Genomic DNA, 26,522 nt, shown 5'->3' with positions numbered 1-26,522 from the left:
GCTATTTTTCTCTGTCCAGGCTACCAGGAAATCCGCGCTGTTGTCGGACCACTCGACCGCGAGAAATGGCGCGAAGCAGCAATCGCCCCTCATCGGTGTCCCGCTCGAGGTGAGGAATCAGGTCGCCGTAGCGGACGATGGTCTCTCCCACCCTGGCGAAGATCTGGTTCGGATCGATCTTGTACCGTTCAAACCACCGCTGCACCTCAGCGATGGCCTCCTCCTTCGTCAACAGCGGGGCCTCATGCTCTTCAGCTTCCGGTGCGGTCGGTTCTTTATTTGGACGCTTTGACTGTTCCGCCATATCGATCACGTACGCTGCCGACTATCGACGCGGCACCTCACAACCGTTGAGCATCACACCAGCGACGACAGGCATCTGCCGTATTGCGCAAGAGCATGGCGACCGTCATCGGGCCCACCCCGCCAGGCACCGGCGTAATCAGCGAGGCCTTCTCCGCAACCTCAGGAAAGTCCACATCGCCGACAACCCGACCGTCGCTCAGGCGATTCACACCGACATCAATCACGACGGCGCCGTCTTTCACCATCGAGCCGGTGACCAGACCGGGCTTCCCTGCCGCCACGACAAGGATATCGGCCTGGCGGGTATGCGAGGCAAGATCGCGGGTCTTGATGTGGCAGATGGTGACGGTCGCGTGATTTTGCAGCAGAAGGAACGCCGTCGGTTTGCCGACGATCACACTCCAGCCGACAATGACGGCGTGCTTCCCCTCGATACCCACACCCGATCGATTCAGCAGCTCAAGAATGCCCAGCGGTGTCGACGCCACAAAGAGAGGTGACCCGACCAGCAGTCCTCCCAGGTTGGCAGGGTGAAACCCGTCCACATCCTTTTCAGGGTGGATCGTCTCCAGGACCCGCCGTTCGCCGATGTGGGGTGGAAGCGGAAGCTGGACAAGGATCGCGTGTATGGTGGGATCGCTGTTCAGACGCTCGATCTCGTGAAGCAGGAACGCCTCCGACAGATCGGTCGGCAGATCGATCCGCACCGAGGTGATCCCGACCTCCCTGCACGCCCTGGCCTTATTCCGGACGTAGGTTGCAGCGGCCGGATCGTTCCCGACGAGGATCGCGGCCAGGCACGGCACGACCCCGGTCTGCGCAGCCATTGCAGCGACATCAAGCTGGACTTCTCGGCGAATGTCCGCCGCAATCGCCTTGCCATCGATGATCCGTGCTGACATGCGTCCGCCTAGGGTTCCCGCTGGATCCGCAGGATGGAATTCGAGCGGCCGGTCCGCTCGTCGATCTCCACGACGACCCCGCACAGTCGAGGTGCCCCCGTAGCCGGTCGGTACTGCTTCGGCAGACCGGACAGGAATTTGGCGATCGGCGCCTCGATGCCCATCCCGATGACCGAGTCATATCCGCCCGTCATCCCTGCGTCGGTGAGAAGCGCCGTCCCTCCTGGAAGAATCCGCTCGTCGGCGGTCTGCACATGCGTATGGGAGCCGATCACCGCCGAGACCCGCCCGTCAACATACCAGGCAAAGGCCTGTTTCTCAGCCGTTGCCTCGCCATGAAAATCGACGAAGATGAGGGTTGTTTCCCGACGTAACCGGTTGATCTCGCGGTCACCCACTCGGAACGGGCAGTCGAGCGTAGGCATGAACGCCCGCCCCTGCAGATTGAGTACCCCGACAAGACAGCCGCCTTTGTCTATCACCGTACTTCCCCTCCCCGGCGCCGGTTCCGGGTAGTTGGCGGGTCGCAGGAGACGCTCCTCCTTCCCGATATATCCCTCAACCTCCTTCTTATCCCAGACATGATTACCGGATGTCAGGAGATCCACGCCAAGCGCGAACATCTCCTCCGCGATCGCGGCTGTGACGCCGAAGCCACCGGCCAGGTTTTCGCCGTTCGCAATGACGAGGTCGATCGTCTGCTCCCTGACCAGACGCGGCAAGACGGTTGCCACGATCTCACGACCCGGCTTGCCGATAATGTCGCCAATGAATAAAATGCGCACCTCGCACCTCGCACTACTCTATTTTGCGTACTCCACGGCCCTGGTTTCGCGGATCACGGTCACCTTGATATGGCCGGGATACTGGAGTTCCTCTTCGATTCGCTTTGCCACATCCCGCGCAAGCTGATACGACTGCACATCCGACACATCAGCGCTCTCGACGATAATTCGCACCTCGCGTCCTGCCTGAACGGCATATGTCTTGCTGACCCCGGCAAAAGAGTTCGCGATCCGCTCCAATCCCTCGAGTCGTTTGACGTAGCTTTCCAGCAGCTCACGTCTGGCGCCGGGTCTCGCCGCCGAGAGCGTATCGGCCACCTGGAGCACGACGGCCTCCAGGCAGGTGATCTCAACATCCTCATGGTGGGCGGCGATTGCGTTCACAACCCGCGGGTGCTCGCCGTACTTTTTGGCTAACTCTGCCGAAATGGAGACGTGCGTTCCCTCCATGTTGACATCGGCCGACTTCCCGATATCGTGGAGCAAACCCGCCCGCTTGGCTACCTTGACATCGAGCCCCAACTCGGCCGCCATGATGCCGGCAAGTTGTGCCACCTCTATCGTGTGCTGAAGCTGATTCTGTGAATAGCTGGTCCGATACTTGAGTCGCCCGATCAAGCGCACGAGTTCGGGGTGGAGGTTGTTGATTCCCACTTCAAAGGCCGCTCGCTCACCGGTTTTCTTGATGTCGTCGTCGATCTCACCCTTCACCTTCTCGACCATTTCTTCGATACGAGCCGGATGGATTCGCCCATCGGTGATGAGCCGTTGCAGCGCCTCCTTGGCGATGGCCCGCCGGATCGGATCGAAGCCGGACAGGATCACCGCTTCGGGGGTATCGTCCACGATCACATCGATCCCTGTGGCTCGTTCGAAGGCCCGGATGTTGCGTCCCTCCCGGCCGATGATCCGTCCCTTCATCTCCTCGTTCGGCAAATCCACCACGGAGACCGTCGATTCCGTGATGACCTCCGGGGCGCACTTATCGACAGCAATGGTCAGGATCTCTTTGGCCTTGGCCTCTGCCGCCATCCTCGTCTCATCCTCAAGCCGCTTGAACAAGGCGATCGACTCGGTTCTGGCCTCCTGCTCCAGATTCTGAAGGAGGATCTTCCTGGCCTCTTCGGCCGTGAGGCCGGAGATGCGCTCGAGTTGTCGCTGCGCCTCATCCATCAACTGAGCGCACTGAGCCTCTTTGCCGGCCGCAGCCTGCTCCCGGCTACCGAGCTCTTTGGCCAGCGAATCCAACTCGCGGTCCCGTCGTTCCAACTGCTCCAGCCTCCGCTCGACGGTCTCCTCCTTCTGATTCAACTGGCGCTGCGCGCTCTCGATCTCGTGACGCCGGCTCTTGGTCTCGCGCTCCAGATCGGCCTTCGCCTGGATAGCCAGTTCCTTGGCCTCGAGCTCTGCCTCCCGGATTTTGGTTTCCGCCTCTTTTTCTGCCTCGGTCACGATACGCTTGGCCAAGGTTTCCGCCTCGGCTATCTTGCTTTCGAAGACCTGCTTTCTCAGCAGGTATCCGACCACAACACTTGCAATTGCTACGATCAGAACGATCGCAAGCTGATCAACGCCTATTGCCAACGGAGGCCCACCTCCTTCCACACGTCCTATGCCAAGGCCATTCCATGCATGGCCGGAAAAATCATCATATGGGGATTACGTCCTGTGGGATCGGGCAACGCGCTTGGATCGAGGCGAGAAAGGTACAAAGCGTGAGTGACCTTGATACCGCGTGAGTCTGCGATAGGGAAGGAGGGGTGAACCCCCCACCTTTGTGCCGTTTGAGGGGTGAGGTTTGAACCTGGCTAACCAGGTGGCTGCCCGGGCAACGCTTCAGGCTCTCCCCACGTCAGTGGGGCTATGCACACCACGCTGCGAAAAGGGCCCCCGTTGTTTTCTGTTGGTTCAAAAATACGTACCCTCATCACGAACACGGCAGGGGGTCTCGCCAATACTATGCTGCGCAGGATGATACATCGCAGCCCTCTTGCTCCACCTATACGCCACCGACTTCCGACTCTTGATCCACGCCGTGAGAGCTGCTTGCATCTTTTTCAATGGCGGCTCTCAACAGCTCTGATAGTGTACCCAGCTTCGCCGCAATCCATTGCTCGGACCGCTCACGTTCTCTCTCTGCCTTAAACAGCTCATCCGCAATATTGAGTGAGGCCAGAACAACGGCCTTTGTGGGTGGAAGCGACTGAGATCTCTTGACGACCCCATCACACTTTGCATCGACATATGCCGCAACCTCCCGGACGTACGATGGATCTTCGGTCGCCCGGATCGTGTATTGCTCACCCCTAATGGTGACACTGACCAGTTGCTCCATGCGGGTCCTCACGCACCGGACTCAACAGCAGCCTCAATCCGTGCGATCTCCTCCAACAGTCGATCTATCTTGAGTCGAACCTCCTCACGTTCCTCTGTCATTCGGTTAAGTTGCTCCTGATCCTTCTTTCGTGCGGCTTCAAGCGCTCCCACCTGTTCCGTCCGCGTCATGATGACGGCCTGCATCTCCTCCACCCGCCGCGCCAGAACGCCCTTTTCTTCCTTCAACCTTGCCATGAGCGCGACAACCAACTTCACTCGACCTTCCAACTCCTCCAGTTTCTCGGCAAGCATCGTGTGGTCCTGGTCTACCGCGTGTTCTCGCATGAGTTCTCCGCTGTGCGCGCTATCACCCGGTGAAAGCCTACCAAAGCCCCGCACCCTTGTAAAGCGAAAACTATCCCCGTAAATGCGCCCCGGTGATTCGTCGTAACTGCTGAATAATATGGGTTTCCACTTGAACGACTGCGTCGTCGGTCAGGGTCTGGTCCGAAGACCGAAAGACCAAGCCAATCCCACACGATTTATATCCGTGTGGCAGTTCTCCGCCGCGGAACAGATCGAACAACTCCACCTGTTCGAGCAGGGGCCGCCCCGCCTGCCTGATGATCTCGAACAGCTCAGCAACCGGCACATGCTCCGGAACAACCAGCGCCAGGTCTCGTCGAACTGCGGGAAAACGGGACGGCGGCTCAACCCGCCAGAGCCCTTCCCCGACGACGTCCAGAAGCTGCTCCAGGTCAAATTCAGCCAGATACACGGGGGCTCGAACCTCAAGGGCGCGCCCGACTGCCGGGTGAAGCTCCCCGATCACACCAAGCCTGACATCCCCAGTGTATACTGCCGTTGTCCGCCCCGGGTGAAACGGCGGCTGATCTGTGATGTGGATGAAGTGTATCGGCCCGAGCTTCAGGCGATCGAGCAACACCTCTACGATGCCCTTCAGATCATAAAAGTCCGATGGTAAGACGGCCCGACTCCATTGCCTCGGCCATCGGGGCCCCGTGAGGCCTATGACCAGCATATGCCGCTCCAGGGGCAGGTCGTCATGGCGCGGCAGATAGATCCGTCCGATCTCAAACAGACGAGGACCGGCCTCGTCCTGTCGAATATTCTTGTGCAGACATTCCAGGAGGCTTGGCAGCAACGACGTGCGAAGGGTCTCCTGATCTGGAGTCATCGGGTTCGCCAGACGAAGCTCATGCGCGGTTCCGAGATCACTCCCCGTCACCATCTTGGCCGGCAGGCGCCGACCCACCAGCGAATAGGTAATGACCTCCTGAAGGCCGCAGCCAACCAACAGATCACTGATCCGTTCGATCAGACCGTGGATCGGCTGAGGCGGGTGATCAGGGAGATGACCGGCCAACGTGGCCGTCGGAATCCGATCATAGCCGATCAGGCGCGCCACCTCTTCCACCAGATCGACGGGAATCTGAATGTCGCCTCTGTGCGCCGGCGGTATCACCCGCAGACCGGTACCATCTTCGCGGCACTCGAACCCCAGTCGACCGGCCAATACCTCCCGAATCTGCGCTACTGTCAGATCAATACCCAGAACGCGGCGAAGCTCTGCCGGAGTAATCCCGACCTCCATCGCTTCTCTGGGCGCAGGAAATGCATCCTGCAACCCGCGCGACGCTGTACCGCCGCAGATCTCCACAAGCAGCTTGGTGGCCCGCCGCAGCGCGACGGGAGCCGTAACCGGCGAGAGCCCCTTATCGAAACGGAACGACGCCTCGGTCCTCAGCCGCAGCACACGGCAACTCTGCCGGATCGAGGCGGGATTGAAGTTGGCCGACTCCAGCAGCACATGTGTGGTCGACTGGGTCACCTCCGTCTCCGAGCCGCCCATGATCCCGGCAAGCGCCACAGGACGATCGGCATCGGCGATCACCAGCATCTCGGGCGACAGTGTCCGTACGACACCGTCCAGCGTCCGAAGCGATTCTCCAGGTGCGGCGCGCCGCACGACAATCCGTCTGTCGCGAATCGTGTCGTAGTCGAACGCATGCAGTGGCTGCCCATATTCCAGCATGACATAGTTTGTGACATCGACGACATTATTGATGGGCCGTACGCCCGCCGCCATCAGGCGCCGCTGGAGCCATGATGGGGACGGGCCGACGCTAACCCCATGGACCGCGGTTGCGCTGTAGCGTGGGCACAGGTCGGGTGTCAGGATGTCCACCTGGACCTCATCCTGAACATCACCCCCCTCCTCTTGGTAGGAGAGATCGGGCAGATGGAGCGGCTCCTCGGTGATAGCGGCCACCTCGCGCGCGACCCCGATCATGCTGAGACAATCCGGCCTGTTGGGCGTCACCTCGAGATCGAGAACGGTGTCCCCCAATACGGTATTGAGCGGCACACCAATCTCGACCTCACCAGGAAGGATCAACACCCCCTCGTGAGCCTCCGACAGGCCCAGTTCCTTTTCGGAGCAGAGTACGCCTCGCGAGGTGACCCCCTGAATCTGAGCGGCGTCCACCACGGTCGGCCGCCCCGTTTGGGCATCCGTCAGGCAAGCCCCGACCGACGCATACGGCACCTTGTCACCGACCTTCAGATTCGTCGCGCCGCTTACGACAGTGATTCTCTCGCCAAGCAGTTCCACACCCACCAGGGTAAGGGAATCGACCGTCGGGTGCGGACCAAGGAATTCAACCCTGGCGACAACAATCCCGGGCCAGCCGTTACCGCGCTCTTCGATCCCACCCACCTCGGTCCCTGACATGGTCAGTCGATGGGCCAGCTCCTGAGCTGGCAGAGCCACATTGACATAGTCAGACAACCATTTTAGCGATACCTTCATCGTCTCATTCGACCTCTTTGCCCACGCAGTTGCATTGCCGCTGAATCCCAAAACCGACGGGGACAATAACGCGACAAAACCGCCGCTGTCAACGGAAAAGGGTCCTGTTCTTCTTCTGTTCTTCTGATGACTTGACAGCGAAGCGAATTGTAGATTACATTGTGTTATATATTGTACATCATAGAGGAGGTACGCGATGGGCGTGAGAATACCGGTCAGTGAAGCGAGAAAGCAGTTGTCCCAACTACTCAAACAGGTGCAGGAGAACCCGGATCTGACGTATGAGATTACGGTGAATGACATCGTCCTCGGTGAACTCGTGACCCCTAAGGGGCAACGGCGACGCCTGGGTACCGGCGCAGCGCTCCTACGAGCAGCCGAGGAGATCGGCGAGCCTGACAGCAGTTCGACCAAGCGACATGCCGTCGCCAGAGACCATGATGTCCATCTCTACCACCGGAAGGGCAAATGACGATCCCTGAGGGAACGCAGGTTGTGTTCGCCGATACCTCGTATTTTTACGCCGCACTGGACCGCCGTGATCGGGATCATGGACGTGCGCAGGCTTTAGTCCGCCAGGTTGAGGAGCATAGCGTCGGGATTGCGACAACCTGGGAGGTGATCGTCGAAACCGTCACGCTGCTCCGGTATCGTTATAGCTACCTGGGAGCACAGACGTTTCTTCGGCGGGTTTTACCGACGCTGAATCTCGTGTATGTGGATGACGCGGAACGACAAAAAGCCCTGGCATTATTCAGCCGAGTCAGTCGTGACTGGAAAATTTCATTGTGCGATGCAATCTCGGCAGTCGTCGTGAAAGATCGCCTGGGGGCGATCCCCTGTCTTGCGTTCGATAATGACTTTCGCCGACTGGGCCTTACCGTGATCTGATGGGCCGCGCGTCGATGGCGCCACCACTCTATCAGCCTTGACCGCCCTCACGGCCCCGGAAATTGGGAGTTGGATGGTCTCGCCTGAGACTAGGCGAAAATCAGCCGCCGCCCTTTCGGGACAGGAATAGGATCACCAAATTCTGTGGCCGTGTCGATCCAAAGGCGGATCGCCTCTTGAGCATTGGCCAGTGCGCCCTCGTGCGTCGCTCCGTGGGCTGAACAACCCGGCAGTTCGGGCACTTCGGCAACGAATGCCTGATCTTCTTCACTCCAGTATATGATCACTTCGTACTTGTTCATGGCTCCTGCCCTCCAAACCGATACTTCAGGATCACCGCCCGTACCTGACGTACTTGGTATGGCTTCGCCTCACTCCCCTCCCGCTGGAGGTTGATCTTCTCCTCTACTCCTGCTTTGCGAAAGATATGATGACCGCCGCGAACCCGCATGTCAAAGCCAAGGCTCCTGAGCAACCGACACAGGTCGTCAAACCGGATGTTCGCGTCGGACACTCCACTGAGGACTCGCCCCAGAACCCGGTCCATGCTCATGGAGGCATTCTACGCTGATCGTAATCTGTTGTCGATCCACATCACGACAAGACTAATGGATTCCCGCTTAAGGACTGCGGGAATGACGTCACGGGTATTGTTGCAATCAAGTACGAGCCGCCGTTTATCAGTTTTCTGGATCTCCTATCGTCCTGCAGGCGTCAACAGGAAGGCGCGTATCGGGATGTGGTGTTGATCGAAACTACAACCGACGATCTGCCCCAGATCGTTGATATCGGTCGCTCTAGAAAGTTCCCACCCCCAATTGGGGCCGATAAGGGTGTTGAGGTCTTGCATCCCGACGCCACTCTTCCATACGAAGGCGTGCCACCTCCCAGAAACGATTGCCAAGCCCACTACCTCACCGTGATTATTGATTGCCTCTGCCATACTAGCTGACCCGAGTGACCCGAGATCGATCGTCGAACCGTTGTCCCACATTGTGGCGTGAATTAATTCACCTAGTCGAAACTGTTGTCCGACTATTTGACCTGCATCGTTAATGTCAGAGGCTTGACTTCCCAAAGCCGAACCGTTAAGGTTAATCAGTGCACCTCCCTGCCACAAAACGGCCCCTCCTGTGGATGATGTGGACTCGCCAACCACGTGACCGTAACTATTGATGCCATTTGCAACACCCGTCCCCAGGTCCTGCATCGCGCCGTCGTGCCACAGGAATGCATGATGATCTGACTGCTCGTAGGAATAACCAACTACCTGTCCGGCGTTGTTGATGGCCGTAGCCCAGCCCCCAGCGCCGCCCAATGAACCCAGATTGGTGACTGACCCGTTTTGCCACAGGACTGCAGAAGTTCCCATGCGTCCCACTACTTGACCGGCATCGTTGATATCCTCTGCCAACAAGTCGGTCATGTATGTCGTAGCCGTACCCTGCTTCCAAAGAAATCCACCACCCCCGATCATACCTACCACTTGTCCGCTGTTATTGATACCCCTTGCGCAGATCTGGCTGTTGCCCCCAAGGTCTAGGTCAGTGACACAGTACGACGCACCAGCAGGAGGCTGACACACCCCTTGCGGTGGCCCATAAGAGATGGTGACCGTGCGGGTATACTCCTGATCGTCAACCGTGGCGACAGCCGTAACCACGCTTGATCCGCTTCCCGAATCGGGCGCCGTGTAGTCGATGCTGATCCGCCCGTTCTCGTCGGTCACACCGCTATCGGCACTTAACGTACCGGGGCCTCCCAAGCTGAACTCTACGGGTAACGCAGGCACACGTGCCCCGTCTACCAGCACCTCGGATACGACCTGTGTCGATACGCCGTTATACACCGAGTTCGCATCCGCATGCAGTGTCGTATCGACGCCGCTGTCAACCGCTAGCGGCATACTGGTGGACACTGTTGCTGTTTGTGAAAGCTGGGTCTGAGCCGTAATGTTCGCGAGCCCTCCCTCGTTTCCGGCTGTAAATGTCACCGTGGCCTGGCCATTTGAGTCGGTCGTCACGGTGGTGGTATCCAATGTCCCCCTAGTGGCGGACAGGGTCACGATGGCCCCCCCTATCGGCATCCCGAAATGGCTCAACGTGATGGTCACCTGTTCGCTTGAACCTGCCGGCGTCTCTGCCCTCGCAGCACTCAGATTCAGGTCATCGGTCCCCCTGACCCTGTAGCTTGCAAATTCGTCCTGTAACACCTTTCCTCTGCGAATAAATTGGGCATTCACCTTTCCTTCGCCAGGTGCGTTGCCCACCTGTAGCTGTGTCACGAAGGCGCCGTTGGTATCGGTCACACCGTCAATCCGTACCGGCGTAGACGCGCCGGGCAACGTATGAAACAGCGTAACAGGCCGGTTCGCCTGAAGTGCGCCGCCTGCATCCTTTTCCCTCAGCACGGCCGTGACGGTCACGCTCCCGCCGTGCTGTACCTCAGCGGGGCTGAGGTTCACCTTCAGATATGGCAGGAAAGGCGTCTCCTGCTCGTGACGCAGTCGATCAAACAGAGCCGGTCTTCCGTATGCGTCATCGGGATTGCTGGCGACCTTTGCCGCCACATCGTCAACTATCTCTATCGTAAAATCCTGGCTGTTCGGAATCCGATTCGACTCTACCCTGCGAATGATGCTTCCGTCCTTCACATCCAAAACGCTGGCTATGAGGTACTTACCTGTGGCGTCACTTTTGAACGACAACACCATAAGGAATTCGGTAGCCACCATTTTACTCAATATGTCGAGGTCTGTGACCGGGGCACCCGGATTTGTTCCAAGTTGCATCTCCAAAATGATATGTTGGATCGTGGCCCGTACCTCAGACTCCGTTATACTATTCACGTCCCGCTGACTGTCGCGGACTTGCACCCGAAAACGCCCGGTCAACAAATCTGCTTCGTCCCCGCTCACATTGGTCGTGGTCGTGGTAATGAACATCCTGGGTTTCGGGAATCCATCGCAGGCATTAGCCCCGCAGGTACCCTGAGCTGCATTAAACAATGCGTGCTCGGCGGCTCGATCCGCCAAGCGAAGTGCCGATGTTTCCTTCGATAACGTGAACGCCGTATCAAGCGGTGCCGGAAATCCTGCGGTCAGATCCACAGTGACGCCTCCTCCGTCACACCCGATGACCGCCAAGCGGTCAGCGATCGCCTGATGACGTCCGGCGGAATCGATCACATTGGCGGATAAGAGATAGCGCCCAGGTGGCAATTCAATCGCAAACCGACCATCCGTCCCGATGCCCATACTGCCGGCCATACCGCCATCATCGATATCCAACGCCTGTACCTCCGCCGAGACTGGATTCCCGCCTCCAAGCGCCTGCCGGTTCGCGTCGTACACCGTCCCGGAAATAGTACCTAACGGCGAGTCGCAGATGCTGAATCCGGCGTCCGCCATCCTTAACAGGGCGCCCGTCGCCCCATCCAGCATCCTTACCTGTATACGATAATTCCCAGGCCCCATCGGTCCAATCGGCCGGTTCAGCAAGGTGTATTTCGCGTTAGTAGATATCCCCTCATGCAGAAACCGGAGCCCGGATTCGAACGCGGGGAGCGACACCTGGGTATGATCCGGCGTGATCAACCAGGCCGCAATCCTGATATCCCGTGGCGATAGACCGGCGGAGGTGATGAGCCGGGCAGACACCTGGTCGGTGCTGTTGGCAACAGGCCGGTTGAGACGAAGGTTGATCTCTGGTCCGGAGCCGACCAGCAGGTTGACGGCATCATACGCGGTAATACTGCCATCCGCCGTAGAGCGCAGCATCGCTTCGATGAGCCACTGACCCTCTTCATGGTTCGGCAGTCGAAGCTGAGCCCGACCCAATCTTCGGACGCTCCTATATGCAACGGGTGCAGCATCCCATGAGCGGTCCGCCTTCAGGTAGAATATACGGCCTGTGGGCGGGCGCACGCCGGGATGATAGGCCAGCGGACCTGGTTCTGTCTCAATATCTCCTGGTTCACGTGCACGAATCCATAACTCAAGACCGGTAGGCCTGCCTTCGACCTTCCACGAAGCCGTCACCGTACCGCCGGGCACAAGAGACGTTTTGTTCAGATTCAGCGTCAGCGAAGCAGGCATAGTGCCCAATCGAACTTTTTTGGCTCTTACGGGAACAATGCCGCGGGCATAGGCCGACGCGCACAACACCAGTCCGCTGATACCCAGCACCACCATCGCAAACAAGAACACACACGTGCGGCGCCTCATAGAAGTCTCCTTCTTATGGATTCGGCTCCTCAGGATTTCGTGATACTGAAAGCTACGATTGAGGTTGGTCACATATAACCCCAGGCGTTGCGGCCGGTCAATACGCTTTTTGGCGTACATGTCCTACTGCAACCTCCTCAGACCTTGTCATCACAGGGGATGGGCGGCGAGAGAAAAACGTAGAGGTTTCTCGGAAGAACAGGCGAAGGAGACGTAGATCGTTAGTATGGAGGGACGGATCTTATCGATACCGGACTTGGGCGTGGCGACGCGCGGCGGACTCAAGCCCTGGCGCTACCACCTATTCTGACGTCACGGGGCGGCCGTGGCGGGCGCGGCCTACGAGTTTGCGAAGCTCCTCCATCGACTGCTCAAGCCATCGCAATCGTTCGGCAGGACTGAGCTGCAGCCCGAGCCGGACCTGTCGGCGACGGTGTCCCTCGAAGTCCCACTCCAGGTCCTCCGTCCTCCTTGAAGAATTCACCCGCTGTTCGTCATCCATCGGGACGTTCCCTAATCTTCCTCTATCTTGTCTGAGAGCGCCTCCAGAATACTTTCGATTTCGCCGACCATTGCCCTTGCCCGATTCCTCCTATCCTGCCATGCGTACTACGATAGGAGAGTATGCGAGCAGCAGAATCATGTCAAGCAGGGGGGTGTGTGCAGAGGGCAATAGGTGTCAGGGGAACTGCTGGAGGAAGCGGAGGTCGTTACTGTGGAAGAGGCGGATGTCGTCGATGCCGTACTTCAGCATGGCGACACGCGCCGGGCCGAGGCCGAAGGCGAAGCCGGTGTAGCGGGCCGGGTCGTATCCGACGCGCGCCAGGACATTCGGATGCACCATCCCGGCGCCGAGGATCTCGAGCCAGCCGGTCGTCTTGCACAGCCGGCAGCCGGCGCCCTTGCAGCGAAAGCAGTCGATCGACATATCGACGCCCGGCTCGACGAACGGAAAATAGTCGCACCGGAAGCGGATCTTCCGCTCATTGCCGAAGAGGCGCCGCACAAAGGCGTAGAGTGTCCCCTTCAGATCGGCAAAGGTGAGGTGCTCGTCGACCGCCAGCCCCTCGATCTGATGAAACTGGCTCTCGTGGCTGGCATCCACCGCCTCGTACCGATAGCACTTCCCTGGGACCACCACGCGGACCGGCGGCTTGGTCTGCTCCATGATGCGGATCTGCATCGGCGAGGTGTGCGTCCGCAGGAGCATCGGCTTGCCGACAGGCGCGCTGGCCGGATCGATCCAGAAGGTATCCCACATCTCCCGCGCCGGATGATCCTCCGGGATATTGAGGGCCTCAAAGTTGTAGTAGTCCCACTCCACCTCCGGCCCCTCAATAACGGCGAAGCCCATCCCTGCGAAGATGCTGCAGATCTCGCGGATGATCTGGGTGAGGGGATGCAGGCGACCGACGGTCGGTCGTCGCCCCGGTAGCGTGACGTCGATTCGGTCTGCCGCCAGCAGTTCATCGCTGGGGATCGCTTCCAGAGCCGCCCGTCGGTTGGTGATGGATGCCTCAATCGCCTGCTTGACCTGATTGGCCAGCAGGCCCATCGCCGGTCGATCTTGCGGCGGAAGCGTGACCAACTGTCGAAGGATCGTCGTCAGCGTAGCCTTGCGACCGAGGAAGTGGACGCGCGCCTGTTCGAGCTGGGCTGCGTCAGTGCTCTGCGCAATCCGGTCGAGCGCTGCGGCCTTTAGATCCTCCAGTTGCCCTCGTAGCGTCTCCACGACTCCCCTTCAACAACAAGCCCCGACATCGGTCGGGGCATGTCTCGGCCGATTATGTCAAATCATCACGCCGCTAACTGCCCCCGGGCGGCCTCCGCCAATTTGGTAAATGCCGACGGATCCTGGACGGCCAGATCGGCCAGGGCCTTCCGATCAATCTCTACACCGGCCTTCTTCAGACCGCCCATCATCACACTGTATGACAGGCCTGACAGGCGGGCCGCTGCATTGATCCTGATGATCCACAGGCTGCGAAAGTCCCGTTTGCGCGCCTTTCGGTCGCGATGGGCGTACCGCTTAGCCCGATCGACCGCCTCTTGCGCGCTCCGGTACGCCTTACTCCGTTTTCCAAAGTAGCCCTCGGCCTCTTTGAGGACCCTGTTCCTGCGACGCCGTGTCTTAAATCCACCTTTTGCGCGTGGCATCCTACTCCTCCAGATAAGACAGCGTTCAGCCTTCAGCAGTCAGCATAGCTCCAAGACAGGATGCGCCTTTCCTCTGACTGAATGCTGATAGCTGATTGCTATGTATCAGCCGTTGTTGTTACAAATAGGGGATCAGTCGCTCCATCCGGGCCGTATCCTCCTTCGACACCAGACCCGGCTGACGCAGATTTCGTTTACGTTTTCTCGACTTACCGGTCAGCAGGTGACTCTTGGCCGCCTTATAGCGCCTGATCTTACCGGTTCCCGTCACCTTAAATCGCTTCGCGGCCCCTTTCAGCGTCTTGATCTTCGGCACGTCGCTCCTCCCTGTCAATGCTTTGGGGTCAGGATCATCACCATGTTCCGACCCTCCTGTCTGGGGTACTGCTCGATCACCGCGACCTCTTTGAGCGCCTCCGCGAAACGGTCCAATTGTGCCTTCCCCCGCTCAATATGAACCATCTCACGGCCCCGGAACATCAAGGTCACCTTGGTCTTATTCCCCTCCTTCAAGAAGCGCTCGGCATGCCTGGACTTGAACTGAAAATCATGATCATCGGTCTTGGGCCGGAGTTTGATCTCCTTGATCTGGATGACCGTCTGTTTCTTTCGCGCCTCCCGCGTCTTTTTGTTCTGCTCGTACCGATACTTCCCATAATTCATGATCCGGCAGACGGGAGGCTTGGCGTCCGGCGCCACTTCTACCAGATCAAGCGAGAGCTTCTGGGCGGTCTCGAGGGCCTCCTGAATCGGCAGGATACCCAGTTGCGCCCCCTCCGGACTGATCACCCGCACCTCTTTGATCCGAATCCGCTCGTTCACCCGAACACTTCTACTGATGGATGCTCCCTCCTTCACAGGAAGCCGACATGGAAGGTTCCATGACCGGCTTGAGTTCCTCTTGGATGACGGACGCGAATTGATCGATCGGCATCACGCCCAGATCCCGTCCGCCGCGCTGTCGCACCGACACGGCGCTTGCGCTGGCCTCTTTTTCCCCCACCACCAGGATGTAGGGGGTCTTCTGGACCTCCGCATCCCGAATCTTGTAGCCGACCTTCTCGTTCCGGACGTCCACCTCCGTGCGCACCCCGATGGCCCTGAGCCGCTCGGAGACCTGCCGGGCGTACGGTTGAAAACGATCCGCCACCGGCACCAGCCGCGCCTGCACCGGCGCCAGCCAGGTCGGGAAGGCGCCTGCGTGGTGCTCGACCAACACCCCAAAGAACCGCTCTAACGATCCGAGGATCGCCCGGTGGACCATGAACGGTCGATGTGGTCGATTATCCTCCCCGACGTACGTAATGTCAAAACGTTCCGGCAAATTAAAATCGAATTGTATGGTCGTGCACTGCCAGGCCCGGCCCAACGCGTCCCGCACCTTGAGATCGATCTTCGGCCCGTAGAAGGCGCCGCCACCGTCGTCGATCTGGTACGTAAGACCCGCATCGTCGGCCGCCCGGCGCAGTGCGTCGGTCGCCTCGTTCCAGAGTCCCTGATCCCCGATCGCCTTCTCCGGCCGCGTGGCGATATAGGCATCAAACCGATCAAACCCGAAGCTGCTCAAGAAGCCGAGGCTGAAGCTGACGGCGCGCGCCACCTCGCCCACCATCTGCTCGGGTGTGCAGAAGATGTGCGCGTCGTCCTGCGTAAACCCCCGGACGCGCAGCAGCCCATGCAACACACCGGCCCGCTCGAAGCGATAGACCGTTCCCAACTCGGCGAACCGCACCGGGAGTTCCCGGTAGCTGTGGACCTTCGACTGAAACAGCTTGATATGGAAGGGGCAGTTCATCGGCTTGACGTAATAGTCGTTCCCCTCCATTTCCATTCTCGGATACATGAACTCCTGATAAAAGTCAAGATGGCCGCTCGTCTCCCATAACTTGGCCCGGCCGACATGCGGCGAATAAACGAGATCGTAGCCGCGCTGGAGGTGCTGCTCACGCCAGAGATCCTCAATCAACTTCCGGACCAGCGCCCCCTTCGGATGCCACAGGACCAGGCCGCCGCCGATCTCATCATGCACGCTGAACAGATCCAGGTCGCGGCCCAGACGCCGATGGTCGCGTCGCTTGGCCTCCTCGAGTAGAAACAGGTGCGCCTCGAGCGCCTCCTGTGTCGGAAAGGCGATCCCGTAGATTCTGGTCAGCATCGGCCGCCGCTCGTCGCCACGCCAGTAGGCGCCCGCCAGGTGGGTCAGCCTGAAGAAACGGATGACCGACGTATCGAGCACGTGGGGACCACGGCAGAGATCGACGAAGTCGCCGGTAGTATAGAAGCTGACCTGCTGTGCGGCGGGGTCCACCTCGTGCGCCAACTCATCCTGCTCAGTCGCTCCAGCCGAGGCTGCGGCCCGGTCTCGGATGCTCTCCAGAAGCTCTACCTTATACGGCTGCTCTAACGCGGACGTCTTCACAATCGCCTCGTCCAACGGGACCTCGAATCTGACGAACGGCAACCGCTGCTCAGCGAGCTCGCGCATCGTCGCCTCGATGGTCGGTAGATCGTCCGCGGTCAGCGGGCGGGGCGGCTCAATGTCGTAGTAGAAACCGTCCTGGATGGCCGGACCGATGGCAAACTTTGAACCTGGCAGGAGCTTCTGCACGGCGGCGGCCATCAGGTGGGCGGCGCTATGCCGAAGCATCGACAGGCCTTCCGACGACGTGATGCTCACCCACTTTACATGGGCGTCGCCCTCAATGGGACTCCCCAGATCCACAAGACGCCCATTGACGGTTGCCCCGATCGTCTCCTTCCGCGCGGCCGGATCTACCGCCTCCAGCACAGCCAGCACCGTCACGCCGGACGGAAATTCGTATCGCCGTCCGTCGTCCAGGGTGACCGTAATCGATCGGATCTGAGTCTCACTCACTCTACGTCTCTACCTTCACGCACAACAGGGCGCCACCAAAGGCATGACGCCCTGTTGTGCTTAGGCGATTCTACCCGAGATAACAACCTGTCTGCGCACCGCACACAGGCGGCCGGGCATGATGAGCAATGGTAGGCGCGGGCGGTCTTGAACCGCCGACCTCTTGCGTGTCAAGCAAGCGCTCTCCCCCTGAGCTACGCGCCTGAATGTCCTCTTTACCTCCCCAATCACTGGGGCTTATCTTCAATCACTTGGGCCTATTCTGTCAAGGAAAAAGGCAAGATGCGGGGCAGGGTTGTGTCGCTCTCCAGAGCGGTGAGTGCTTACCGGAAGAACGTCTCGATCTCTTCGCCACTGAAGCCGAACTGCCGCAGGATGCGCAGCACGTAAAGCGGTGAGAGCTCACCTGCGCCCATATCTATTGGGACAATGCGTTTCCTGCCAGCCACTACACGGCTGTACAGCCGGTGATCACCCTTGCCTTCGCGACAGAATGCACACCCCGCGGCAAGCAGCAAGCGGACGAGTTCCCGCGGCTTGAGTGCGGGAATCTTTCTAGCCATAAACGGCGCATAATTCGTAGCGCTCGTCCGTTGGTTGATCCACTTCGTAGGTTAGAAACTCGTGCAGTTCTCTGATGGAGACTGGTGCGGAATATACGTCCCCTTCCACCTTCACCGCCTCCTCGAGCGAAGCAATCGCTTCCCTGAGCCGCTGTATGGCCTCTTCTCTGCTTACCCCTTGGCCAACCACGCCGTTCTCGAGACAGAGCGTCACCCACTTACCGCCGGCTTGTCGTACCACCACCGTATAAAGCGTCTTCATCTTCACCGCACCTCTTGTCCGACTGTTCCCACTCCACCCTGCGCTTGCTGCGTCCCGCAGCACATTCCTTCGATTTCTAGAAGTCGTTGTAGATTTTTCGCCGTCATTCCGGCTAAGCCCGCTCAGCGGGCGCGAGCCGGAATCCAGACCGTTTTGCGATCTGTATCGCTCTGCCTGCAAGCATACGATACCACGACTCGTTCACCGGAGGAATCACGTCTGTAGACCGATGCGATCGTTTCGTCTCGGTCGCGATCCCCCATGTGCCGCCAACTCCCCCATGAACCTAACCACCACTGGCCGTAGGTGGGTTCTTTTTACTTGATAAACGGCCACTCTTGCGTTGTCGGGATGACGTACCGGGCCTCTGAAGACGTGAGGCCTGCGATGGACGAGCGAGGGATCAACGGCATGTTCGAACCTGCTGCTCCTCGACAGGTTTGACGGTACTTAGTCGACTCATTACGTACTCCAGACCTCCCTCAACGTGTTACGGAACAGTTCGTTGAGCTCCTCAACGGGTGGAATTAGACTGGGTCGGTCCAGCTCCGTGTCTTCAAGGCGGGCCATCTCTTGCTCGATGAACTCGCTGATGGCGGGGATACGCGCTCCGCGATCGAGTTCGTCTCCGGCGCGTTTCGCTATGAGAAGCTCGGCGATGGCGCCGCGGACCGTGGGATCGGCCACTGTGGCGTCAACCAGCTTGCCGAACTCAACAGGAACCGGACCAAGGCCCTGGTCGATCCAGCGCATGGCAAGCAGAGGACGGAGAACGTAAAAGTACTTCTTGCGCCAGACGACGTCGCCCTTCAAATACTCCCGGATGTTGCCACGAGCCATGTGGAGATAGTGAAAGAAACTGGCCCGCGGCGAGTAAAAGGCCGGCAGGAGCGCGCGCAGGCGTGTCGCACACGAACCCCGCTCACGATAGACAATCGGACACTGCAGCCATTCGAGCAGCGGCGGGTTGGATTTCCGGAACAGTTTCAACGCCTTACAGATATCCCATCCACTCAGGTCGAGATCGCCGCGAAGTGGATGTTCGATAACGTCGCGTTGCTCTTCCAGATCGATCGAGAGGTACCACTCCGGGCGATGAACGTACAAAAAGCGAACATCGTAGTCCGAGTCCGCAGAGGGGAATCCCCATGCGCGACTCCCAGACTCCACGGCGAGCAATATGGCAATGTCGCCATCCGCTTCGACGGCGTCCAGGGCGTTCTTGATCGCAGTGATCACCGGGTCATCCATACGTGCGCCCCATTCGCCACGTCCAACACGGTCGATAGCCTGTCACGTTTAGTGGGGATTGTACAGCAGTTTTGGGGAGTACAAAAGGCTGAAGCGGGGAACGGGTTAATGGCCGAGGTGACGAGCCTGATGCTCTGATTCTGGTGTGGTGTGTCTCACGCTTCTTTGCATTCATCCTGGACCCGTCGTTCCCGCGAAAGCGGGAATCCAGTACAGAAAGACTGGATTCCGGGCTTGACCCCGGACCTGATCCGGGGTCAAGCCCGGAATGACGTCGGGAGTAGGTTTTTGTTGACAGGTGTGCGCCTTCTTTGTTACGGTGACGGAACAGTTCATGCGTGCAAATAGATAACAATTATTGTAATCTAATCGAGAAGCGCGGATCAACTGTCATGCTACTCTTCGCCAATTCAGCTCATCAGTCCTTTCCATTCACCACTCTCGTACGTAGCTCCAAAAACATCTGTCAGGTCATTCCTGTGGTCTATAAGCGGGAATCCATTGATTGTGCTGGAGGATACCGGCTTTCGCCGGTGTGATGATTTATATGCGCTGATTTTCGCAAGTAAGCACCAGACAATTGGAGCATTTGCGAAGAAAGGAGGCGGCTGTGGGACGCAGGGTGTCACGACGCGACTTCCTGAAGCTGGCCGGGATGGCCGGACTTGGCACAGCGCTGGTTCCCGAGGACCTCTTCGCACAGTACCGTTACCTGGCCCCCGTATCGGTCCCCAACCCCCTGGCCGCCTACCCCAACCGGGACTGGGAGCGGATCTACCGCGACATCTTCCGCCACGATAAGAATTTCGTCTTTCTCTGCTGTCCTAACGATACCCACAACTGCCTGCTCAACGCCTTCGTCAAAAACAATGTTATGGTCCGCATCGAGCCCACCTACGGCTACGGCAAGGCAACCGACCTGTACGGAAACAAGTCCAGTCATCGCTGGGATCCCCGCTGCTGCCAGAAGGGCCTGGTCCTGGCCCGGCGATTGTACGGCGACCGCCGTATCGATGGGGCCCTCATCCGACGCGGGTTCAAGGAGTGGGTGGATAAAGGATTTCCGCGCGATCCGAAGACCGGGGCGGCGCCGAGGGAACTGATGCAGCGAGGCTGGGACCGTTGGGTGCGGGTCTCGCACGAACAGGCCTACGCCTACCACGCCAAGGCGCTGCACAACATCGCCAGGACCTATTCCGGCGAGCAGGGCAAGGCATATCTGTTGGCCCAGGGGTACGATCCCGATATGGTCGAACAGGTCGGCGGGGCCGGTACCCGTGTGATGAAATTTCGTGGAGGGATGGCGAAACAGGGAGCGGTGCGGATCTTCGGGGCCTTTCGCCTGGGCAACAGCATGGCGCTCCTTGATCACCATATCCGCGGCGTCAAACCCGACGAGGCCAAGGGGGCCGGTTCATGGGATTCCTACTCATTCCATACCGATCTGCCGCCGGGACACCCGATGGTCACCGGCGACCAGACCAACGACTTTGAGCTGTTTGACGTCGAAAACGCCAGGCTCGTCGTGGTATGGGGGATGAACTGGATCACGACCAAGATGCCCGACAGCCACTGGATGACAGAGGCGCGGCTGAAGGGTGTCAAGACCGTAGCCATCACCGTTGAGTACTCGGCTACCGCCAGCAAATGCGACGAGGTCGTGGTCATTCGACCGGGCACCGATCCGGCCTTCGCGCTGGGTCTCGCTCAGGTGCTGATGGCCGAACAGCGCTACAATGCCGACTTTGTCAAGCGGTTCACCGATCTGCCGACATTGGTCCGGATGGATACGCTCGAACGTCTCCAGGCCAAGGACCTGTTCCTCAATTATCAGGAGAAGAGCTGGCAGAATTGGACCCAGGTGGTGCCCAAGGGGAAAATGCCGCCGCCCACCCCACAGCAAAACGGCGTGCAGGTGCCGGAGCATCTGGTATCAGAGTTGGCCGATTCTGTCATGTGGGACCTACGCGCCAATCGGCCCGTGGCGGTAGGCCACGACGATCTCGGCGCGCATTTCGCCAAGTTGGGGATCGATCCGGCCCTCTCCGGAAGCTTCAACGTCACACTCACAGACGGGATGACGGTCGCCGTGAGACCGGTCTTCGATCTGACCCAGGAGTACCTTAACGCCAATATGACCCCGGAGCAGTGCAGCCGACTCACGTGGGCGCCGGAGGAGGCGATCCGGGCATTGGCGCGCGAGATCGCCGACAGCGGCGGCAAGACCCTCATCGCCTGCGGGATGGGACCCAACCAGTTCTGGAACAACGACAACAAAGATCGGGCCATTTTCCTGGTCCTCGCGCTGACAGGCAGCCTGGGTCGGCATGGCGGCAACATCGGCAGCTTTGCCGGCACCTACAAGAATACCCTCTTTTCCGGAATCGGCCGCTGGACCATCGAGGATCCCTTCCGACCTCAGTTGGATCCTGCCGGCCCCGTCGCGACCCGCTCGTACCTTCGTCCCGAATCGATGCACTATTGGGCCAACGGCGAGCGGATCATGAAGGCCGGCAACAAAAAGATTACGACGGGCGCCCATGTGCCCACCCCCACCAAGAGTATCTGGCAGGTCAATTCCAACTCCAGCCTGGGCAATCAGAAGGGTTTTTACGATGTGGTCTTCAACACGCTGCCGCGTGCCGAGTTAGTGGTCTATAATGACTGGTGGTGGACGGCGTCGTGCGAGTTCAGCGACATCGTCTACGGCGTCGATTCGTGGATGGAGTTCAAGTATCCGGACATGACGGCGTCCAACACCAATCCGTTTCTTCAGGCCTACCCGCGCACGCCGGCCCGCCGCGCCTTCACCACCGTGTCAGATAACGACACCTACCTGGGGGTCGCGCGAGAACTGGGTAAATTCACGGGTGATCCCCGCTTTGAACAGATGTGGCACTTTATCGCCGCGAACCGGGTCGAGGTCTACCTGCAGCGGATTCTCGACGGCTCCGCCCCGCTGAAAGGGTACCGTTTCGAAGAGCTGGAAACGCTGGCAAAGGTCGGGATCCCGGCCCTGCTGAACACACGAACCTACCCCCGCATCAACAGCTTTGAGCAGGTGCAGGAATCCAAACCCTGGTACACCAGGACGGGGCGCCTGGAGTTCTACCGCCCGGAGCCGGAATTCGTCGACGCGGGAGAGAACCTGATCGTGCATCGCGAGCCGTCAGAGGCGACCTTTTACGATCCATGCAGCATCGTCGCGGCGCCCCATCCGGCCATTCGCCCCAAGCGACCAGAGGAGTGGGGGATTGCGCCGGACGACCGCAGCCCCATCACCCGCCAGATGCGGAATACGACCTATACCGTCGCCGGGCTGCTGGCCTCCGCACACCCGCTGAAGGATCGAGGCTGGGACCATGTATTCCATACGCCGAAATACCGTCACGGGGCCCATACCATGCCGATCGATACCGACTTCATGGCGGCGCTCTTCGGGCCGTTCGGCGATATCTACCGACGTGACAAGCGAATGCCGGACACCGGCGAGATGTATGTGGACATCAACCCGGAGGACGCCAAGGGGATGGGGATCTACGACGGCGACTATGTATGGATCGATGGCGATCCGGATGAGCAGCCGTTCCGCGGCTGGAACGACCCCAAGCGACGGGCGGAATACAAGGTCGCCCGACTGCTGGCGCGCGCCCGCTACTACCCGGGGACCCCGCGGGGGATCACACGCATGTGGTTTAACGGCTATATGGCGACGCCGGGCTCGGTCAAGGCGCATGAAACGCGACCTGACGGAATCGCCAAGAATGCCGAGACTAACTATCAGGCCCTGTTCCGATACGGCGGCCATCAGAGCCTTACACGGACCTGGCTCAAACCCACGCACCAGACCCACACGTTGATCACCCGTAAATCGTGGACCCACGAGATTACCCGGGGCTTCAACGTGGACGTCCACTGCGTCACCAGCGCGCCGAGGGAGTCGCTGGCGAAATTCACCAAGGCCGAGGACGGCGGTCTTGGCGGCAAAGGGCTGTGGCGTCCGGTGACGCTGGGTCTGCGGCCAAGCGCCGAGAGCGATACCATGAAACAGTACCTGAAGGGCGGGTTCGTGAGGGTAACCAAGGCCTAAGATCGGCCTTCAGCCAACAGCGTTCAGCAGCAGGCAACAGAGCTTTTGCTGATCGCTGTTAGCTGAAGGCTATGACGGAGACACTATGCCGAAGGTATACAACTGGCAGCTCGGACGCGAGATGGAGTACCCCTATGAAGGGGTGAGACCCCAAAGGCAGTTTGCCATGGTGATGGACACCAACAAGTGCATCGCGTGCCAGACATGTACGGTCGCGTGCAAGACCACCTGGACCCCTGGGCGCGGACAGGAGTATATGTTCTGGAATAATGTGGAGACCAAGCCGTACGGGTACTACCCGCTGGGGTGGGACGTCCGTATCCTCGAAAAGCTGGGCGTCCAGGACATGCGCACCTTCCCCTACCGGGGACAGACCCTCTTTGATGCGGCGCCCAGCGGGGAGCGGATTCTCGGCTATCTGCCCGACGACCTGGATTACGCCGGTCCCAATGTGGGTGAAGACGACTGCTACGGCAACATGCCGCAGGGGGCGTGGCTGCAGATGCCGCACATGCAGTGGCTCTACTACCTGCCGCGTATCTGCAATCACTGCACCTACCCGGCCTGTCTCGCCGCCTGTCCTCGTATGTCGATCTACAAACGGCAAGAAGACGGGATCGTGTTGCTCGATCAGTATCGCTGTCGCGGCTACCGCGAATGCGTCCGAGCCTGCCCCTACAAGAAGGTCTATTTCAACTCCATGACCCGCGTCTCAGAGAAGTGCATCGGCTGCTATCCCGCCGTCGAAAACGGTCGGCAGACCCAGTGCGCCATCACCTGTATCGGCAAGATCCGCCTGCAGGGATTTCTGTCGTCACCGGATAAGGTAAGAGAAGACAACCCGCTGGATTATCTTGTCCATGTCACCAAGATTGCCAAGCCGCTCTATCCGCAGTTCGGTCTGGAGCCGAATGTCTACTACATCCCTCCGGTGCATGTGCCGTCAGCCTTTCTCTCCCAGATGTTCGGCTGGGGCGTGGACGAGGCCATCACAGCCTATCGTACCGCCTCCGGGAACCCACGGCTGCTGGGCGCGCTGCTCCTCTTCGGCAGTACCCCCGACATCATCCACCACTACAAGGTCGAGGGGAACCATGCGATCGGCTATGATGAAAAGGATACCGAGGTGGCGCGGGTACCGATGAGTGAGCCGATCCATCTCCGCGCCGCCTATGACGAACAGTTCCAGACCTTCCGCACTAACATCTCGTGAGTGATGGGCGATGAACAGACGCGGTCAGTTCGGCCTGGTTACCCTTATTGCCCTGGCATTGGGCCTCGTGTTGATGGTCCCCCTTTCGGACGCAGAACTGCTTCAGGCGGTTCGTGTGAAAGGTCAGGGCCATCTGGCGGATCTCCAGGCGGGGTTCTGGAAGCAGGCTCCTGCCGTCAAAGTGACGCTGCTGCCGCAGGTATTTGTCCCACCCACCAATCCCAACGCATCCGTGACCGCGCTCAACGTGAAGGCCGTTCACAACGGGCAGTGGCTCGCGATCCTGTTGGAATGGAAGGATCCTACAAAAAACGACCGCATCGTGCCGGACACGTTCGCGGATCAGGCGGCCGTCGAACTGCCGGTCCACTACAGAAAAGATACCTTGCCCAGCCCCATGATGGGGAGTCGAGGGGGAGCGGTAGTGATCTGGCAATGGCGGGCGGCGTTCCAGCGTGACGTTGACAGGGGCGAGCCGACGGTGCGAGACCTCTACCCCAATACCCTGGTCGATATCTACCCTGACCAGGTGCTCAGGGCGATCGATGTCCAACCATATACGGGGGCCCTGGGCCTCGATAATCCGATCTCACGCCACAAACAATCACCCGTCCTCGATCAGATCGCAGAGGGATGGGGCACCATGACCGTTCACTCCGACCAGAAGGCGGACGGCAAGGGAGAGTGGAGAGACGGCGTCTGGCGGGTTGTCATCACCCATCCGCTGGTCGGCGCGAATGAAAACCAACCTCGTCTTTCGCCGGGCAACGAAACCGCGATCGCATTTGCCGTGTGGGACGGCGGCAACCACGAGGTCGGCTCGCGTAAGTCCTGGTCCGACTGGATACCGCTGAGACTGGCCAAGTAGCAATTGCGAGGGGTTAGGGGTTGGGGGTTAGGGGTTGGGACTCAGATCCAAAAAGAACGCCCGTTGGATTTCCCACAGATAAAACGATGGAGACCCGACCAGCATCGGCAAAACAGGTATCGACTGCACTCGGTCGTGGCGCCGCCTTTCAGGCGCTCGCTCTCGCATTTGCCTACCCTTCCACCGATGTCGTCACGCGACTGGAGGCGCGGTGGAGCGCGCTATTGAACAGTCCGCACTCCTGGCCGGCCGATCTGAGGCACGCCTCTCAGCAAATCAACAGGCTCCTTCTTCATGTAGATAGCGAAACGCTCGAATCCGAGCACATTCGACTCTTCGGTCCTGCCGCTCGCTGCCCGTTGCATGAAACCGCCTATGGCGACGCGGGGCGCCTGTTGGGGCGACCGGCAACTCTCGCGGATATTGCCGGTTTCTATCTGGCATTCGATCTGCGCCCCTCTTCCGACAATTCCCATCCTGAAGACCATCTCGGCCTTGAACTCGAGTTTATGAGTCTACTCGCCGTGAAGGAGGCATACGCCATAGCCGAAGGATGGCAGGAGGCCCTGGACACGACCCGAACGGCTCAGCAGCGCTTTATCCAGGATCATCTCGGGACCTGGACCGACGCCTTCACCGAACAGTTGCGACAGTGCCAGGCCCATCCATTTTACCTTGTTATGGGGGAATCGCTGGGGGCGCTGGTTCACGCCGAGATCACCCGTCTGCAGGCGTCGCCCGTACCGGTCGGTGGTCCGGTCGGCGATCCGCTGATGGGAGGAGACTCCCTGCAGTGCCCCTATGCATCCGGCAACCAGGAAGAATAGACGCTGAATATCTGTCCTTCATCGTCGGTCGCAGGACGCTCCAAGTAGCCTCAGGCCTCATCGCTCTACGAAATCTGGCCCCCAACTTGCTAACAGACAGCCACAACCGGCCACTGGTTGCACAGGACACGCGAGCCCCAGGAGCCCATGAGCATGAC

25 protein-coding genes, 1 tRNA gene and 1 other RNA gene are annotated in these 26,522 nt (G+C 59.4%); 6 read left to right on the top strand and 21 right to left on the bottom strand.

Features of this window, described 5'->3' with window-relative positions; translation table 11 throughout:
• Position 1: 1 nt before the first annotated feature.
• From C3F12_12510 to C3F12_12475, 8 genes are all read right to left on the bottom strand, one after another.
• Complete coding sequence (locus C3F12_12510) at positions 2-304, bottom strand: hypothetical protein (protein PWB43537.1); 303 nt, start codon at positions 302-304, stop codon at positions 2-4.
• A 37-nt stretch (positions 305-341) separates the two neighbouring features.
• On the bottom strand, positions 342-1,208 hold the full coding sequence (locus C3F12_12505) for a bifunctional methylenetetrahydrofolate dehydrogenase/methenyltetrahydrofolate cyclohydrolase FolD (protein PWB43492.1): 867 nt from the start codon (positions 1,206-1,208) through the stop codon (positions 342-344).
• 8 nt (positions 1,209-1,216) lie between these two features.
• Positions 1,217-1,993, bottom strand: coding sequence for a TIGR00282 family metallophosphoesterase (locus tag C3F12_12500; GenBank protein ID PWB43491.1), 777 nt, complete (start codon positions 1,991-1,993; stop codon positions 1,217-1,219).
• Positions 1,994-2,011: 18 nt separating this feature from the next.
• Complete coding sequence (gene rny / locus C3F12_12495; protein PWB43490.1) at positions 2,012-3,577, bottom strand: ribonuclease Y; 1,566 nt, start codon at positions 3,575-3,577, stop codon at positions 2,012-2,014.
• A gap of 178 nt (positions 3,578-3,755) precedes the next feature.
• A non-coding RNA gene (ssrS, locus tag C3F12_12490) (6S RNA) lies at positions 3,756-3,941 on the bottom strand.
• A gap of 51 nt (positions 3,942-3,992) precedes the next feature.
• Positions 3,993-4,328 carry a hypothetical protein gene (locus C3F12_12485; protein PWB43489.1) on the bottom strand — a complete coding sequence of 112 codons (336 nt, stop codon included), beginning with the start codon at positions 4,326-4,328 and terminating at the stop codon, positions 3,993-3,995.
• 8 nt (positions 4,329-4,336) lie between these two features.
• Positions 4,337-4,654 carry a hypothetical protein gene (locus C3F12_12480; protein PWB43488.1) on the bottom strand — a complete coding sequence of 106 codons (318 nt, stop codon included), beginning with the start codon at positions 4,652-4,654 and terminating at the stop codon, positions 4,337-4,339.
• Between the two features lie 70 nt (positions 4,655-4,724).
• Positions 4,725-7,142, bottom strand: coding sequence for a phenylalanine--tRNA ligase subunit beta (locus tag C3F12_12475; GenBank protein ID PWB43487.1), 2,418 nt, complete (start codon positions 7,140-7,142; stop codon positions 4,725-4,727).
• A 196-nt stretch (positions 7,143-7,338) separates the two neighbouring features.
• On the opposite strand from C3F12_12475, the gene C3F12_12470 reads away from it, so the two are divergent.
• Positions 7,339-7,614, top strand: a complete 276-nt coding sequence (locus C3F12_12470; protein PWB43486.1) for a hypothetical protein — start codon at positions 7,339-7,341, stop codon at positions 7,612-7,614.
• A complete protein-coding gene (locus tag C3F12_12465; protein ID PWB43485.1) occupies positions 7,611-8,033 on the top strand; it encodes a hypothetical protein in 423 nt (140 codons plus the stop codon). Before C3F12_12470 ends, C3F12_12465 begins: the two co-directional genes overlap by 4 nt.
• A gap of 89 nt (positions 8,034-8,122) precedes the next feature.
• Here C3F12_12465 and C3F12_12460 read toward each other — a convergent pair whose 3' ends face one another.
• The 13 genes from C3F12_12460 to C3F12_12400 all read right to left on the bottom strand — a co-directional run bounded on the left by C3F12_12460 (position 8,123) and on the right by C3F12_12400 (position 19,366).
• Complete coding sequence (locus tag C3F12_12460; protein PWB43484.1) at positions 8,123-8,335, bottom strand: hypothetical protein; 213 nt, start codon at positions 8,333-8,335, stop codon at positions 8,123-8,125.
• Positions 8,332-8,586: a toxin HicA gene (locus C3F12_12455; protein ID PWB43483.1), complete on the bottom strand. Its 255-nt coding sequence runs from the start codon at positions 8,584-8,586 to the stop codon at positions 8,332-8,334. The genes C3F12_12460 and C3F12_12455 overlap by 4 nt, the downstream gene beginning before the upstream one ends.
• A 144-nt stretch (positions 8,587-8,730) precedes the next feature.
• Positions 8,731-12,378, bottom strand: coding sequence for a hypothetical protein (locus tag C3F12_12450; protein ID PWB43482.1), 3,648 nt, complete (start codon positions 12,376-12,378; stop codon positions 8,731-8,733).
• A 181-nt stretch (positions 12,379-12,559) separates the two neighbouring features.
• Positions 12,560-12,760 (bottom strand): hypothetical protein, encoded by a 201-nt coding sequence (locus tag C3F12_12445; protein ID PWB43481.1) that lies wholly within the window; start codon positions 12,758-12,760, stop codon positions 12,560-12,562.
• 177 nt (positions 12,761-12,937) lie between these two features.
• Entirely contained in the window at positions 12,938-13,990 is a 1,053-nt protein-coding gene (locus tag C3F12_12440; protein PWB43480.1) for a phenylalanine--tRNA ligase subunit alpha, read from the bottom strand.
• 65 nt (positions 13,991-14,055) lie between these two features.
• On the bottom strand, positions 14,056-14,415 hold the full coding sequence (locus C3F12_12435) for a 50S ribosomal protein L20 (protein ID PWB43479.1): 360 nt from the start codon (positions 14,413-14,415) through the stop codon (positions 14,056-14,058).
• Positions 14,416-14,533: 118 nt separating this feature from the next.
• Complete coding sequence (locus tag C3F12_12430) at positions 14,534-14,731, bottom strand: 50S ribosomal protein L35 (protein ID PWB43478.1); 198 nt, start codon at positions 14,729-14,731, stop codon at positions 14,534-14,536.
• Positions 14,732-14,745: 14 nt separating this feature from the next.
• Positions 14,746-15,237: a translation initiation factor IF-3 gene (locus C3F12_12425; protein ID PWB43477.1), complete on the bottom strand. Its 492-nt coding sequence runs from the start codon at positions 15,235-15,237 to the stop codon at positions 14,746-14,748.
• Positions 15,238-15,247: 10 nt separating this feature from the next.
• Entirely contained in the window at positions 15,248-17,290 is a 2,043-nt protein-coding gene (locus tag C3F12_12420; protein ID PWB43476.1) for a threonine--tRNA ligase, read from the bottom strand.
• 129 nt (positions 17,291-17,419) lie between these two features.
• A tRNA-Val gene (locus tag C3F12_12415) sits at positions 17,420-17,494 on the bottom strand.
• A gap of 119 nt (positions 17,495-17,613) precedes the next feature.
• Positions 17,614-17,853, bottom strand: a complete 240-nt coding sequence (locus C3F12_12410; protein ID PWB43475.1) for a hypothetical protein — start codon at positions 17,851-17,853, stop codon at positions 17,614-17,616.
• Complete coding sequence (locus C3F12_12405; GenBank protein ID PWB43474.1) at positions 17,846-18,115, bottom strand: hypothetical protein; 270 nt, start codon at positions 18,113-18,115, stop codon at positions 17,846-17,848. The genes C3F12_12410 and C3F12_12405 overlap by 8 nt, the downstream gene beginning before the upstream one ends.
• A 462-nt stretch (positions 18,116-18,577) precedes the next feature.
• Positions 18,578-19,366, bottom strand: a complete 789-nt coding sequence (locus tag C3F12_12400; GenBank protein ID PWB43473.1) for a hypothetical protein — start codon at positions 19,364-19,366, stop codon at positions 18,578-18,580.
• A 655-nt stretch (positions 19,367-20,021) separates the two neighbouring features.
• Between C3F12_12400 and C3F12_12395 the strand changes: the two genes are divergently transcribed.
• From C3F12_12395 to C3F12_12380, 4 genes are all read left to right on the top strand, one after another.
• The gene (locus C3F12_12395; protein PWB43536.1) at positions 20,022-23,456 is read left to right on the top strand and encodes a molybdopterin oxidoreductase; all 3,435 of its coding nucleotides are present in this window, start codon (positions 20,022-20,024) and stop codon (positions 23,454-23,456) included.
• An 85-nt stretch (positions 23,457-23,541) separates the two neighbouring features.
• The gene (locus tag C3F12_12390; GenBank protein ID PWB43472.1) at positions 23,542-24,669 is read left to right on the top strand and encodes a dehydrogenase; all 1,128 of its coding nucleotides are present in this window, start codon (positions 23,542-23,544) and stop codon (positions 24,667-24,669) included.
• A gap of 10 nt (positions 24,670-24,679) precedes the next feature.
• The gene (locus tag C3F12_12385; protein ID PWB43471.1) at positions 24,680-25,537 is read left to right on the top strand and encodes a hypothetical protein; all 858 of its coding nucleotides are present in this window, start codon (positions 24,680-24,682) and stop codon (positions 25,535-25,537) included.
• 86 nt (positions 25,538-25,623) lie between these two features.
• Entirely contained in the window at positions 25,624-26,364 is a 741-nt protein-coding gene (locus C3F12_12380) for a hypothetical protein (GenBank protein ID PWB43470.1), read from the top strand.
• Positions 26,365-26,522: the final 158 nt, after the last annotated feature.

The sequence above is a fragment of the Candidatus Methylomirabilota bacterium genome (assembly GCA_003104975.1).
Lineage (GTDB): Bacteria > Methylomirabilota > Methylomirabilia > Methylomirabilales > Methylomirabilaceae > Methylomirabilis.
The sequence above is the reverse complement of the archived record's forward strand: the minus strand, read 5'-3'. Positions and strand labels throughout refer to the sequence as shown.